The following is a 13,801-nucleotide window of genomic DNA, read 5'->3' as shown; positions in this document are numbered from 1 at the left end:
CCGGCGGCGGGGCCGCCTACGTGGTTCGATGGGCGGGTGGAAGCCCTCAGCGAGCTCGTGGACGCCCTGCCCCCGGGCGTCGTGGCCACCGATCCCGCGACCGTCGGCACCTACCGTCACGACTGGTCGCGCGAGACCGGTGCCGGCACGCCGCTCGCCGTCGTGCGCGCCGAGGACGCCGCGCAGGTGCAGGCGGCGGTGCGCTGGGCGGCCGGGCACGGGGTCCCGGTCGTGCCGCGCGGGGCGGGGACGGGCCTGTCCGGCGGCGCCAGCGCCGTCGACGGCGGGATCGTGCTGAGCCTCGAGCGGATGCGGGCGGTCGAGGTCGACGCCGACTGCCAGGTCGCCGTGGTCGAGCCGGGCGCCTTCAACGCCGAGGTCAAGGCGGCCGCCCGCGAGCACGGACTCTGGTACCCGCCGGACCCGTCGTCGTACGAGATCTGCTCGATCGGCGGCAACGTCGCCACCAACGCCGGTGGCCTGTGCTGCGTGAAGTACGGCGTGACCACCGACTACGTCCTCGGCCTCGACGTGGTGCTCGCCGACGGCACCCTCGTCACCCTCGGTGGCAAGCGCATCAAGGACGTCGCCGGGCTCTCCCTCCTCAAGCTCTTCGTCGGCTCGGAGGGGACGCTCGGCATCGTCACCCGCGCCGTGCTACGGCTCGTCCCGCTGCCCCTGCCGCCCGCGACGCTGGTGGCGTCGTTCCCCACCGTCGTCGCGGCGGCGGAGGCGGTCGTGGCCGTGCGCCGCACGCTGCGGCCCTCGATGATGGAGCTGATGGACCAGGCCTCGATCAACGCGGTCGAGGACTTCTCGCCGCGCGGCCTGGACCGGACGGCCGGGGCGCTGCTGGTCGTGCAGTCCGACGCGCCCGGGGACGCCCGCGTGGCCGAGATCGCCGCCGTGGAGGCCGCGTGCACGGCAGCCGGGGCGAGCGAGGTCGTGCTCACCGACGATCCCGCCGAGGGGGAGATGTTCGTCGCGGCGCGACGGGCCGCGTTCCCTGCGGTGGAGGCCCGCGGCGCGCTGCTGCTGGAGGACGTCGGAGCGCCCGTGCCGCTGCTCCCGCACCTCCTTGCGGCGGTCGCCGACATCGCCCGGCGGCACGACGTCGAGATCCCGACCGTCGCGCACGCCGGTGACGGCAACACCCACCCGATCATCGTCTACGACGCCGGGGACCCCGACTCCGAGCGCCGGGCGCGGGCGGCGTTCGACGACATCCTCCGGGCGGCGATCCGCCTCGGCGGCACCATCACCGGCGAGCACGGCGTGGGCCGCACCAAGAAGGCGGCGCTGCCCGACCAGCTCGGCGCCGACGTGATGGCGCTGACTCGGCGGGTCAAGGACGCGCTGGACCCGGCCGGCATCCTCAACCCGGGCGCGGTGCTGTGACGCCCGCGGGTTGGCTACGGTCGGCTGCATGATCCGCGAGCGCCACCTCCTCGGTCCCGGCCCGTCGAACCCGTACCCCGAGGCGACGCGCGCGCTGGCGCAGCCGCTGCTCGGACACCTCGACCCGGAGTTCCTGCGCATCATGGACGAGACGTGCGAGATGCTCCGCACGGTCTGGGGCACGCAGAACGCGCGCACCCTCCCGCTCAGCGCGACCGGCTCGGCCGGCATGGAGGCGGCGTTCGTCAACACCGTGCACCCCGGCGACGTCGTGGTCGTCGCCGTCAACGGGCTCTTCGGCCAGCGGATGACCGACGTGGCCGCGCGCTGCGGCGCCGAGGTCGTCGCGGTCGAGCACGAGTGGGGCCAGCCCGTCGACGTGGACCGGGTCCTCTCGGCCCACCCCTCGCCGACGGTGATCGCCGCGGTGCACGCCGAGACCTCGACCGGCGTGCGCTCCGACGTCGCCGCCCTGGGCGCCGGCAAGGGCGACGCCCTCCTGCTCACCGACGCCGTCACCTCGATCGGCGGCATCGAGCTGCGCGCCGACGACTGGGGCATCGACATCGGCTACGCCGGGACCCAGAAGTGCCTCGGCGTCGCCCCCGGGCTCGCGCCGTTCACCATCGGCGACCGGGCGTTCGAGCGCCGGGTGGAGAAGCCGCGCTCGTGGTACCTCGACCTCGGCATGCTGGGCGGGTACGTCGGCGAGGCCGGGGTGAAGGACGGCGGGAAGGCCCAGCGGACCTACCACCACACCGCCCCCACGGCGATGGTCGCCAGCCTGCACGCGGGCCTCACCCGGATCCTGGCCGAGGGCCTCGACGCCGTCTGGGCCCGCCACCAGGCCGCCGGGGACGCCCTCCAGGCCGGCCTCCAGGACCTGGGCCTCGAGCTGTTCGTGGCGGAGGGCAGCCGCCTGCCCGAGCTGACGACCGTGAGGGTGCCCGAGGGCGTCGACTCCGCGGCGGTCCGCACGGCGCTGCTCGAGCGGCACGGCATCGAGATCGGCGCCGGGGCGGGGCCGTACGCCTCGAGCGTGTGGCGCATCGGGCTGATGGGCCGCAACGCCCGCCCCGACATGGTGCTCCTCGTGCTCGCCGCCCTCGAGGACGTCCTCGGGCGCTGAGCCCGGGCCGCCCCCGGCGGGCCCCGGCACGCGCGGCGTGCACCGGCCTGCGGGCGGGCGCTGGTGTCGTAGGGTGAGCGGCGCTGAGCTTCCCCAGCCCTCAGTCTCCCTGCCGCCATGAGAGTCGGCCTGATCCGGTGAGGAGCCCGCGGTGTACCTGAAGAGCCTGACCCTCAAGGGGTTCAAGTCCTTCGCCTCCTCGACGACCATGCAGCTCGAGCCCGGCATCACCTGCATCGTCGGTCCCAACGGTTCGGGGAAGTCCAACGTCGTCGACGCCCTCGCGTGGGTGATGGGCGAGCAGGGTGCCAAGAGCCTGCGCGGCGGCAAGATGGAGGACGTGATCTTCGCCGGCACGTCCGGACGCCCGCCCCTGGGTCGTGCGGAGGTGCAGCTCACGATCGACAACTCCGACGGTGCGCTGCCCATCGACTACGCCGAGGTCACGATCAGCCGCACGATGTTCCGCAACGGGGGCTCGGAGTACGCCATCAACGGCACCGGCTGCCGGCTGCTCGACGTGCAGGAGCTGCTGAGCGACTCCGGCATCGGGCGGGAGATGCACGTGATCGTCGGCCAGGGCCAGCTCGACTCGATCCTGCACGCGACCCCGGAGGACCGGCGCGGCTTCATCGAGGAGGCCGCGGGCGTGCTGAAGCACCGCAAGCGCAAGGAGAAGGCGCTCCGCAAGCTCGACGCCACGGACGGCAACCTGACCCGCCTCGCCGACCTGCTCTCCGAGATCCGGCGCCAGCTGAAGCCGCTGGGCCGCCAGGCCGAGGTCGCGCGCCAGGCACAGACCGTGCAGGCCGACGTGCGCGACGCCCGGGCCCGCCTGCTGGCCGACGACCTGGTGACGGCCCGCACCGCCCTCGACCAGGAGGTCGCCGACGAGACGCTGCTGGTGCAGCGGCGCGAGCAGGTCGAGGCCGAGATCGCCGCGGGTCGCGAGAAGGAGGCCCGGCTCGAGGCCGCCCTGCGCGACGACCTGCCGCGGCTGGCTGCGGCTCAGGAGACCTGGTTCGCGCTCTCCGGGCTGCGGGAGCGGCTGCGCGGCACCGCCTCGCTGGCCGAGGAGCGGATCCGCAACGCCGCCGGCGCCGCCGACGGCGACACCGTCGACTCCGGTCGCGACCCCGACGAGCTCGAGGCGCAGGCCGAGCGGGTGCGCCGGCAGGAGGCGGAGATCGCCGAGCAGGTCGAGGAGCAGCGCAGCGCCCTCGACGCCGCGGTCGTGGCCAGGCGCGCGGCCGAGGAGGCCGCCGCCGAGGAGGACAAGCGCATCGCCGCCCTCCAGCGCGCCGCCGCCGACCGACGCGAGGGGCTCGCCCGGCTCACCGGCCAGGTCAACGCGCTGACGTCGCGCGCCGAGGCCGCCGACGCCGAGATCCAGCGCCTGACCGACGCCCGCGAGGACGCCGTCGCCCGGGCCGAGCGGGCCCAGCGCGACTTCACCGCCCTCGAGACGAAGGTCGCCGGCCTCGACGCCGGCGAGGAGGGACTGGACTCCGAGCACGAGGAGGCGGTCGACGCCCTCGACGAGGTCGAGGAGCAGCTCGCCCGCGCCCGCGAGGACGCCCAGCAGGCGGAGCGCGACCGCGCCGGGCTCGTTGCCCGTCGCGACGCCCTGGAGATCGGGCTCAACCGCAAGGACGGCGCCGGGGCGCTGCTCGCCGCCACCGACACCGTCGACGGGCTCCTGGGCTCCGTGGCGGCGCTGCTCGACGTCGACCACGGCTACGAGACCGCCGTGGCCGCCGCGCTCGGCACCGCGGCCGACGCCGTGGTCGTCACCGACGCGGCCGCCGCGGTGGAGGCGATCGGCCACCTCAAGGCCGACGACCTCGGCCGCGCCGGGATGCTCCTGGGCGGCGCCCCGCTGGACCCGCGGGACTGGCCGGGCCTCCCCGACGGGGCGGTGTACGCCGTCGACGTGGTGTCCGCACCCGACGACGTACGCCCCGCGCTGGTGCGGCTGCTCGCGCGGGTCGCCGTCGTCGACGACCTGCCCGCCGCCCGGCGCCTCGTCGCCGACCTGCCCGACGTCGTCGCGGTGACGCGCGAGGGCGACCTGCTGGGCGCCCACTTCGCGGCCGGCGGCTCCACCAGCCAGCCCAGCCTGATCGAGGTCCAGGCCGCCGTCGACGAGGCGACGACGCGACTCGCCGAGGCGACGGCGACCACCGAGCGGCTCGGCTTCGAGATCTCGCGCCTCGAGGCCGCCCGCCACGACGCGCTGAAGCGTGTGGACGTCGCCCTGGCCAAGCTGCACGAGTCCGACGCGACGCTGGCCGCGGTGGCCGAGGAGCTGGGGCAGTACGGCTCCCAGGCCCGTGCCGCCAAGGGCGAGGCCGAGCGACTCGAGCGGGCGATCGCCGCCGCCCGGGAGGCCCGTGAGAAGGACCTCGCCGGCCTGGCCGAGCTCGAGGCGCGGCTCGCCGCGGCCGAGGACGTCACCGACGAGGAGCCCGACACCTCCGAGCGCGAGCGGCTCGCCGAGGCCGCCCGCGCGGCCCGCCAGGCCGAGATGGACGCCCGCCTCGGGCTCCGCACCGCCGAGGAGCGGGCCCGGGCGCTGCACGGCCGCGCCGACTCCCTGCTCCGCGCCGCGCAGGCTGAGCGCGAGTCCCGCGCCCGCGCCGCCGAGCGCCGCGAGCGGCTGCTGCGGGAGGGCCGGGCCGCCCGGGCCGTCGCCGCCGCGGTCGCCGTGGTCCTGCACCAGCTGGAGCGCTCGGTGATGCAGGCGGCCGACGAGCGGGCCGCGGTCGAGGAGTCCCGGCAGGGGAGCGAGCAGGAGCTCGTGTCCGTCCGGGCCCGGCTGCGCGACCTCGGACGCGAGCACGACGAGCTGGTCAGCTCGGTGCACCGCGACGAGATGGCCCGCACCCAGCAGCGGATGCGCATCGAGCAGCTGGAGGAGCGGGCGCTGGAGGAGCTCGGGCTCGACGCCGACGGACTGGTGGGCGACTACGGCCCGCAGGTGCCGGTTCCCTTCGCCGGTGAGGTCCCCGACGGTGAGGAGCCGCCCGAGCCGAGGCCCTACGTGCGCGAGGAGCAGGTGAAGCGCCTCCGCACGGCCGAGCGCGCCCTGTCGATGCTCGGGCGGGTCAACCCGCTCGCGCTGGAGGAGTTCTCCGCGATGGAGGAGCGCCACCGCTTCCTCACCGAGCAGCTCGAGGACCTCAAGCGCACGCGCAAGGACCTCCTCGACATCGTCCGGGAGGTCGACTCCCGCGTGGAGCAGGTCTTCACCGAGGCCTACGCCGACGTGGAGAAGGCCTTCGACCAGACCTTCGCCCGGCTCTTCCCGGGTGGTGAGGGCCGCCTCGTGCTCACCAACCCCTCCGACATGCTCACCACGGGCGTGGAGGTGGAGGCGCGGCCGCCCGGCAAGAAGGTCAAGCGCCTCTCGCTGCTCTCCGGCGGTGAGCGCTCGCTCGTGGCGGTGGCCTTCCTCGTCGCGCTCTTCAAGGCGCGGCCGTCGCCCTTCTACATCCTCGACGAGGTCGAGGCGGCGCTGGACGACACCAACCTCGGCCGCCTGCTGGAGATCTACGAGGAGCTGCGGGAGAACTCCCAGCTCCTCGTCATCACCCACCAGAAGCGGACGATGGAGGTCGGCGACGCGCTCTACGGCGTGACGATGCGCGGCGACGGGGTGTCCGCGGTGATCAGCCAGCGCCTCCGCGACGCCGAGTCGGCCTAGACCGGCCCCTGCCGGGACCGCCCACCGGCTGGCACGATGGGCCCATGACCTGGGCGTTCCTCCTGACCGCCCTGGTCATCGTGGCCACCCCCGGCACCGGCGCCGTCTTCACCATCGCCGCCGGCCTCGGTCGCGGTCCGCGCGCCGCCGTGGTGGCCGCGCTCGCCTGCACGGTCGGCACGGGTCCCGCACCTGGTGGCGGCACTGACCGGCCTGGCCGCGCTCCTGCACGCCAGCGGTGTGGCGTTCGCCGTGCTCAAGTACCTCGGCGTCGCCTACCTGCTGTGGATGGCCTGGAGCACCTGGCGGCACCGCCGTGAGCCGATCGGCGGCACCGACGAGCGGCCGGGCTCGACCTGGAGCGTCATGGCCTCGGGCGTCACCCTCAACCTGCTCAACCCGAAGCTCACGTTGTTCTTCTTCGCGTTCCTGCCCCAGTTCGTGCCGGCCTCGGCGCCGCACGCGACCTCGCGGATGCTGCTGCTGAGCGCGGTGTTCATGGCGCTGACGTTCCTGGTCTTCGCGGCGTACGGCGTGTGCGCGGGGCTGCTGCGCGAACGCGTGCTCGCGCGTCCGCGGCTCGTCGAGCGCATCCAGGGCTTCTTCGCGGCCGCCTTCGCCGCGCTCGGGCTGCGCCTGGCGTTCGAGTCGCGCTGACCACCTGCTGCGACCCTGCTGCGACCCGGCTGCGCCCCTGCTGCGACCCAACGGTGACCCGGCCCCGCGGCTGCACGCACCCCCGGTGGGAGGATGCGCGCATGCCTCGAGACGTGCCGACCCGCGCCGACTACGTCGCCTGGCGCACCGCGACGACGCGGTGGCGTGACGACGACGCCTACGGGCACCTCAACAACGCGACCTACTACGAGCTCTTCGACACCGCGGTCAACGCCTACCTCTACGAGGCGACCGGCGTCGACGTGCGCGCGCTGCCGCAGATCGGCGTCGTCGCGGAGACCGGCTGCCGCTACTTCCGGGAGATCGGCTTCCCCGAGCCGATCGAGATGGGCCTGGTCGTCGACAAGGTCGGCACGAGCTCGGTCGTCTACCGGATCGGGCTGTTCCAGGGCCCCGCGGAGAGTGCCGCGGCCGAGGGCCGCTTCGTCCACGTGTACGTCGACAACTCCCGCGGCCCCGGCGACCGCCCGGTGACCCCGATCCCCGACGTCGTCCGCGCCGCCGTCGTCCCCCTGCTGCGTCCGGGGGCACAGCCCGGGTGACGCTCGCCACGGCGACGCGCCGCCGTCGGGTGGCGTCGCCGGAGCCGCGCCCGCGACGTGCCATGGTGGAGGCGACCTGCCCGGACCATCTCGGAGGAACCCCGTGCTCGTGATCGTCTCGATGATGACCCTCGGCGTGCTCGTCGCGGCCGCGGTGGCGATCTACGTCGCCTACCCGCACCGCGGGGAGGACCTGCCCGTCGCGCCGCAGCTCGGCAACGCCATGCGCCGGGGGGTCGACGCGCTGCCGACGCTGGAGGACTCCGAGTCCCGCGTCTGATCCCGGCCCGCCCGGCCGCTGGACGGGTCGCCGGGTGATGGTTGGATTGGCCCCATGGGTGACTGGCTCTATCTGATCATCGCGATCGCGGTCGTCGGCGTGCTCACGCTCGCCGGGCTGCTGACCTCCGGACGCCGGCGCAGGGCAATCCCGCCGAGCGGCGGCACCGACGTCATCGCGCCGCCGCCGACCGAGACCGAGACCGCGACCGGGGCGCCGCCGGAGCCGGCGGTCGACGCCGGCCCCGCTGCGGCGGCACCCACGGTCGAGAGGCCCGAGGGCACGGCGTCGCGTCTCGTACGCCTCCGCCAGCGGCTGTCGCGGTCGCAGGGCGGGCTGGGCCAGGGCCTGCTCGCGCTGCTCAGCCGCGACCGGCTCGACGAGGACACCTGGGAGGCCATCGAGGACACGCTCCTCACCGCCGACGTCGGCGTCGCCCCCACCCAGGCGCTCGTCGAGAGGCTGCGCACCCGGCTGCGGGTCGAGGGCGGCCAGGCGCCCGACGCCCGGGCGGTGCTGCGTGAGGAGCTCATCGAGCTCGTCGGCACCGACCTGGACCGCCGTGTCCAGGTCACCGGCGCCGACGGCAAGCCCGGCGTGGTCCTCGTCGTGGGCGTCAACGGCGCCGGCAAGACGACCACCGTCGGCAAGATCGCCCGCATCCTCGTCGCCGAGGACCTGACCGTCACGCTCGGCGCGGCCGACACGTTCCGCGCCGCCGCCGTCGACCAGCTCGCCACGTGGGGCGAGCGGGTGGGCGTGGAGGTCGTCCGCGGACCGGAGGGCGGCGACCCCGCGAGCGTGGCGTTCGAGGCCGTGAAGCACGGCCTCGACAACGGCGTCGACACGGTGCTGATCGACACGGCCGGTCGGCTGCAGAACAAGGCCGGTCTCATGGACGAGCTCGGCAAGGTCAAGCGCGTCATCGAGAAGCAGGCCCCCGTCACCGAGGTCCTCCTCGTGCTCGACGCCACGACGGGGCAGAACGGCCTCATCCAGGCGCGGGTCTTCAGCGAGATCGTCGACGTCACCGGCATCGTGCTGACCAAGCTCGACGGCTCGGCCAAGGGCGGGATCGTGGTGCAGGTCCAGCGCGAGCTGGGCGTGCCGGTCAAGCTCGTCGGGCTGGGTGAGGGCGCCGACGACATGGCCCCCTTCGACGCCGCAGCCTTCGTCGACGCGCTGCTCGGCTAGGACCCGTTCAGGGGTCGAGGCGGCGCCGAGACGGCGCGAGTGTCCCGCGTAGCGGCGCCGAGGCGGCGCGAGTGTCCCGCGTCGCGGCGCCGAGGCGGCGCGGGTGTCCCGTGTCGCGGCGCCGAGGCGGCGCGGGTGTCCCGCGTCGTGGCGCCGAGGCGGCGCGAGTGTCCCGCGTCGCGGCGCCGAGACGGCGTAAGAGTCCCGCGTCGCGGCGCTGAGGCGGCGCGAGTGCCCCGCTCCTGGGTGTCGAGGCGGCGCGAGTGCCCCGCGTCGCGGCGCCGAGGCGGCGCGAGTGTCCCGCGTCGCGGCGCCGAGGCGGCGCGAGTGTCCCGAATCGCGGCGCCGAGGCGGCGCTGGTGTCCCGCGCCGGGGTGTCGAGGCGGCGCTGGTGTCCCGCGCCGGGGTGTCGAGGCGGCGTGAGTGGCCCGCTGGCAGTGGGACGTTCTCGCCGACTCAACGTGGGCCAGTGGGACGTTGACGCCGACTCGACGTGCACCGAGGGGACGTTGGCGCCGACTCGACATGGACCGACGGGACGTTCGCGCCGCCTCGACGTGCACCGAGGGGACGTTGGCGCCGACTCGACGTGCACCGAGGGGACGTTGGCGCCGACTGGACGTGCACCGCCGAGACGTTCGCGCCGCCTCGACGTGCACCGAGGGGACGTTGGCGCCGACTGGACGTGCACCGAGGGGACGTTGGCGCCGACTGGACGTGCACCGCCGGGACGTTCGCGCCGACTCGATGTGGGCCGCCGGGACGTTCGCGCCCAGTCGACGTGGACTGACGGGACGTCCGCGCCGCCTCGGCGTCAGCGGCGGGCGAGCAGGGCGCGCACCGCGTCGTCGACGAGCCGCTCCGCGCGCTTGTCGAAGCTGTGCTCGGCGATGATCCGCATCGCGATCTCGCGGCGGGTCGCGTCGTCGGGGAAGGCCTCGTAGGGCGGCTTCACCAGGCGCGCGAGCTCGTGCTCGTTGTCGAACGGCACCACCAGGCCGGAGAACGTCTCCTCGAGCCCGTCGATGCGGTCGCTGAGGATCCGCGCGCCGCACGCGGCCGCGTCGAAGAGCCGGTTGGAGGCGAAGCTGTCGCGCCGCATGTCGAGGTGGTGGTCGTTGAGGACGATGCCGGCCGAGGCGTAGAGCGCCCCCACCTCCTCGTTGGCCACGCCGCCCGAGGCGATCTGGTCGCGGTCGACGAACTCGGTCCAGTCGTTGCCGTGCAGCGTGAGGTCGGCGCCGATGGCCAGGGCACTGCGCACGGCGTAGCGGTACACGCCGCGCGAGTTGCCGACGAACAGCAGTGCGGGCCCGGTGTCCGGCTCGGCCCGGTCGGGGTGGAACCAGCGGGTGTCCGTGCACTGCAGGAGCGGGCGGACCGTGGTGCCCCACTCGCGGGTCACCCGCTCCGACCAGCTCGTGCTGGCGGCGTAGACGAGGTCGAAGCCGGCCACCTCGTCGGGCGCGATCATGTCGGGGTGGCTGATGATCCACTCGACGTTGAGCAGTCCCGGGCGGGGCGCCACGCGGTCCAGCCCGCGCAGCACCAGCAGGACGTCGTCGTGGTCACGTGAGTCGCGCTCGCGGGCGTCGCGCCGGTCGATCGCGACGTGCTGGCCGCGGCGCTCGAGGGCGTCGGCGAGGGAGCGCGCGAAGTAGGTGTCTCCCCAGCGGTCCCCCCGCTGGGCGGCGGGCGCGGCGATGTCCACGGCCCACCGCAGCCGCGGGGGCGACTCGTGGATGCCGTCGATCGCGCGCACCACGAGCTCGGGCACGAGCACCGCCGGGGCGGTACGGTCCTCCGGATCGGCGGAGACCCGCCGGCTGCGCTGGTCGGTCACCTCGAGGCCGGCCGTGCGCAGCAGCTCGGGTGCCCGATCGGGCGGCGGGGTGCCCGCGCCGCCCAGGACGGTGGAGCGCAGGGAGGACGTCGCGCCGATCAGCTCCTCCGCGGTGGCGTACGCCGTGCGCGAGGTGATCACCGCGTCGGGCACGACCACCGAGGTGCCGTGCCCCGCCTGCCGGGCACGGAGCCCGAGGTCGGTCTCGGCGAGCACGCTGTGGAAGCGAGCGCTCAGCCCGCGCAGCGCCACCGCGGTCTCGGTCCGCAGCGCGACCAGCGGGGCCGCGGGCGCGGCGACCTCGCACTGCCCGATCCGCACGGCGTCGCTGGTCGGCAGACCGGACAAGAACAGCTCGGGGTGCGGGTTGTCCGCGCTGAACCGTGCCCCCGCGCTCAACGCCACCCCGTCGAGGTCGACGACGAGGGGCTGGGCGAGGGCGACTCCGTCCTGGCGCACCACGTCGGCGAGCCGCTCGGCGATCGGCTGCCGCGGCGGCATCGCCTCCGGACGCACGAGCAGGACGGTGCTGCCGGCCGCCTCGGCGATGCCGACGTTGGTCGCCGCGGACGTCGACACCGCGGCCGGCACCGAGACGAACCGGGCGCCGGCGATGACGGAGGCGATGGAGGCGGCCAGCACGTGGTGCGCGCGGCGCAGCCGGACCCCGACCAGGATCAGCTCGGCACCCTCGCGGGGCACCGACCCGAGCCACTCGACCGTGCGGCGCGGCTCCGGGCCGAGCGGCATCACGTGGCTGACGAGGCCCTCGTCGGTGCGGCGCGCGGCAGCGGCGTCCCAGTCGACCAGCTGGCGCTCGAGGACCACCGACCGCCAGTCGTCGGCGAAGCCGGAGGGCGTGGGGTCGGGCCGCTTGAGGACGGGTACGTCGACGGCGAGCGGCTCGTGGTCGCGGGTGAGCCGGAGCAGCAGGTCGCGCTCGGCCGCCCCGCCGAGGCTCTCGTCGAGGCCGCCGACGTCCTTGACCGCGTCGCGGCGCAGCAGGCCGGTGGCGAGGTCGACCGGACGCCCGCCCACCAGCTCGGACCGCGAGCGGGCGACGCCGCCCGGGCCGGCGACGACGGCGGCGCTGCCGGAGTGGTGCGCGTGCGCGAGCAGGGCGGCGAGGTGGTCGGGCAGCCACTCACGACCCAGCGGAAGGAACGCGACGTGCTCGGCGGTGCTGTGCTCGAGCGCCACGTTGAGCGCTCGGGCGTGCGAGCAGCGGGACTCGCGCACGATCGTGATCCGGGCGTCGAACGCCGCCATGCCCTGGAGGACCGCGGCCGTGTCGTCGACGGACCCCCTGTCGACCGCGACGAGGTGCCAGTCGGCGAAGGACTGCGCCTGGAGCGACTCCACCGTCCGGTGGACCAGCGGGCCGGCGTCCTGCGTCGCCATCACGACGGTGACGGCGGGGGAGGTGCCGAGCGTCGCCGGCAGGGCCGGCGCCGGTCCGACGAGCTCCGGTCGCGCGAGCACCACCTCCTCGCGCCACTGGGCGGCCGCCTCGATCGCGGCGGCGCGGTAGGTGCCCCACGAGACCTTGCGCGGCAGGATCCGGGTCGGCAGCGGCGTACCGGGCGTCGCCACCGACAACCAGTAGGACAGCGCGCCGTAGGGGTGGTGCCGGGCCTCGGGGTAGGCCGCGAAGACGATCCGCGGGTCGACGAGCGGGTGGGGGGCGATGCGGTTGCGGCGCCGCCGCTCGGAGACGTACCAGAGCACGGGGTGCTGGCCGAGGCGCTGCCACGAGCGGCGCCGTCCGATCCACTGCGCCTCGAAGAGCGGGTGCGTCGAGACGTCCCCGGCGAGGACGGCGGCGCGCGCGGCCTCCTGGACGGAGTCGAAGGTGGTGCCGAGCTGGGCGCCGACGTAGTCGACGTCGACGAGCCCGGACTCGACCAGGACCTCGGCGGCGTCGTCCAGCCGGGCCTGGTGGCGGCGCTCAGCGCGCATCGGAGTACCTCACCCGGGGGAACAGCGGCTCGAGGGCCAGCGGTGTCGGCAGCAGCCGCTCGGTGTCGCGCAGCGGGTAGTACTGCGCGGTCTCCTCGAGGAACTCGCGCACGCCCTCGAAGCGCTGGGGGAAGCGCCTCTCGCACAGCTCGAGCAGGCGCTTGGCGTCGAGGTTGTAGGGGTCGTAGCGCAGGGTGTCGATCTTGACGTAGGGCAGGCGGGCGTTGTCGAGCACCCGGTCGGCGAGGCTCCGCGCCGGGTTCCACGGCTCGTTGGCCCGCTCGCGCCACTCGCGGACCTCCGCGCGCGTGCGGGGGAAGCTGGAGCGGTGCGCGGCCCACCAGCGCATCCGCTCCCGGGCGATGCGGCGGTCCTCGCTGGTCTCCACGAAGTAGGTGTCGGAGACGAAGCCGGCCTCGTAGAGGCGGCGCGACATGCCGACCTCGTAGCGCCGGATCACCTGGCGGCGCTTGGAGATCGGTTCCATCTCCTCCCAGAACGTGGTGAAGGCGCGCGAGCCGACGACCCACGGACGGAAGGCGACGAAGAAGGACTGGATGTGGGGCGCCACGCGCTCCGCGCCGGTGAGGCCCCAGAAGTCGCACGGCCGCGTCGCCATCTCGGCGAACACCGGGTCGTAGGTGTCGAGGGCGAAGACGTAGGTGTCGTTGCAGACCACGACTTCGTCGTACGCCGTCAGGTCGCCGGCGGCGTCGAGGCCGACCTTGTAGCTGAAGAAGTCGTAGCCGTAGTTGGCCCGCTCCACCACGACGGCGCGCTCGTTCAGCCAGGCCCGCGCGTGGTCCTGCAGGCTGGCGGTGGTGCAGACCAGCAGGGTGTCGACCGACGCGGCCAGCGCCTCCACCTGACCTCGCACGTGGGGCCGCAGCTCCCCGGCGACGTCGTAGTGCGCCATCACGGCCAGTCTGGACACGGCCGAACACTAACAAGGAGGGGCCGGGCCCCTCCCTGTTCACACACGCGTAACACAGCCGCCCGATCCGTTGCCTGCGCGCAACACGTGCCGCGGCCGGGGGAAACCTGGCGCCTGCAGGCTGCGGGCAACACGTGG

9 protein-coding genes are annotated in these 13,801 nt (G+C 74.7%); 7 read left to right on the top strand and 2 right to left on the bottom strand.

Annotation, left to right across the window (positions count from 1 at the left end):
* Positions 1 to 36 precede the first annotated feature (36 nt).
* The 7 genes from J3P38_RS02280 (at position 37) to ftsY (ending at position 8,927) form a co-directional block, all read left to right on the top strand.
* Positions 37 to 1,398 (top strand): FAD-binding oxidoreductase, encoded by a 1,362-nt coding sequence (locus J3P38_RS02280; protein ID WP_210502548.1) that lies wholly within the window; start codon positions 37 to 39, stop codon positions 1,396 to 1,398.
* A 28-nt stretch (positions 1,399 to 1,426) separates the two neighbouring features.
* Positions 1,427 to 2,527 carry a pyridoxal-phosphate-dependent aminotransferase family protein gene (locus tag J3P38_RS02275; protein ID WP_210502547.1) on the top strand — a complete coding sequence of 367 codons (1,101 nt, stop codon included), beginning with the start codon at positions 1,427 to 1,429 and terminating at the stop codon, positions 2,525 to 2,527.
* 151 nt (positions 2,528 to 2,678) lie between these two features.
* Entirely contained in the window at positions 2,679 to 6,233 is a 3,555-nt protein-coding gene (smc, locus tag J3P38_RS02270) for a chromosome segregation protein SMC (protein WP_210502546.1), read from the top strand.
* A 195-nt stretch (positions 6,234 to 6,428) separates the two neighbouring features.
* The gene (locus J3P38_RS02265; RefSeq protein WP_210502545.1) at positions 6,429 to 6,890 is read left to right on the top strand and encodes a LysE family translocator; all 462 of its coding nucleotides are present in this window, start codon (positions 6,429 to 6,431) and stop codon (positions 6,888 to 6,890) included.
* Between the two features lie 101 nt (positions 6,891 to 6,991).
* Positions 6,992 to 7,453 (top strand): acyl-CoA thioesterase, encoded by a 462-nt coding sequence (locus J3P38_RS02260; protein WP_210502544.1) that lies wholly within the window; start codon positions 6,992 to 6,994, stop codon positions 7,451 to 7,453.
* A gap of 103 nt (positions 7,454 to 7,556) precedes the next feature.
* On the top strand, positions 7,557 to 7,733 hold the full coding sequence (locus J3P38_RS02255) for a hypothetical protein (protein ID WP_210502543.1): 177 nt from the start codon (positions 7,557 to 7,559) through the stop codon (positions 7,731 to 7,733).
* A gap of 54 nt (positions 7,734 to 7,787) precedes the next feature.
* Positions 7,788 to 8,927 carry a signal recognition particle-docking protein FtsY gene (ftsY, locus tag J3P38_RS02250; protein WP_210502542.1) on the top strand — a complete coding sequence of 380 codons (1,140 nt, stop codon included), beginning with the start codon at positions 7,788 to 7,790 and terminating at the stop codon, positions 8,925 to 8,927.
* 814 nt (positions 8,928 to 9,741) lie between these two features.
* Here ftsY and J3P38_RS02245 read toward each other — a convergent pair.
* Together J3P38_RS02245 and J3P38_RS02240 are read right to left on the bottom strand one after the other, a co-directional pair.
* Entirely contained in the window at positions 9,742 to 12,729 is a 2,988-nt protein-coding gene (locus J3P38_RS02245; protein ID WP_210502541.1) for a glycosyltransferase family protein, read from the bottom strand.
* Entirely contained in the window at positions 12,719 to 13,663 is a 945-nt protein-coding gene (locus J3P38_RS02240; protein ID WP_210438241.1) for a rhamnan synthesis F family protein, read from the bottom strand. The genes J3P38_RS02245 and J3P38_RS02240 overlap by 11 nt, the downstream gene beginning before the upstream one ends.
* Positions 13,664 to 13,801: the final 138 nt, after the last annotated feature.

Source organism: Nocardioides xinjiangensis (assembly GCF_017916455.1).
GTDB lineage: Bacteria > Actinomycetota > Actinomycetes > Propionibacteriales > Nocardioidaceae > Nocardioides > Nocardioides xinjiangensis.
This window is presented reverse-complemented; position numbering and strand designations above follow the sequence as displayed.

Coding starts and splice junctions, on each gene's coding strand:
- J3P38_RS02260 (WP_210502544.1), top strand. CDS start 6,992: ATGCCTCGAGACGTGCCGACCCGCGCCGACTACGTCGCCTGGCGCACC.
- J3P38_RS02245 (WP_210502541.1), bottom strand. CDS start 12,729: ATGCGCGCTGAGCGCCGCCACCAGGCCCGGCTGGACGACGCCGCCGAG.
- ftsY (WP_210502542.1), top strand. CDS start 7,788: ATGGGTGACTGGCTCTATCTGATCATCGCGATCGCGGTCGTCGGCGTG.
- J3P38_RS02275 (WP_210502547.1), top strand. CDS start 1,427: ATGATCCGCGAGCGCCACCTCCTCGGTCCCGGCCCGTCGAACCCGTAC.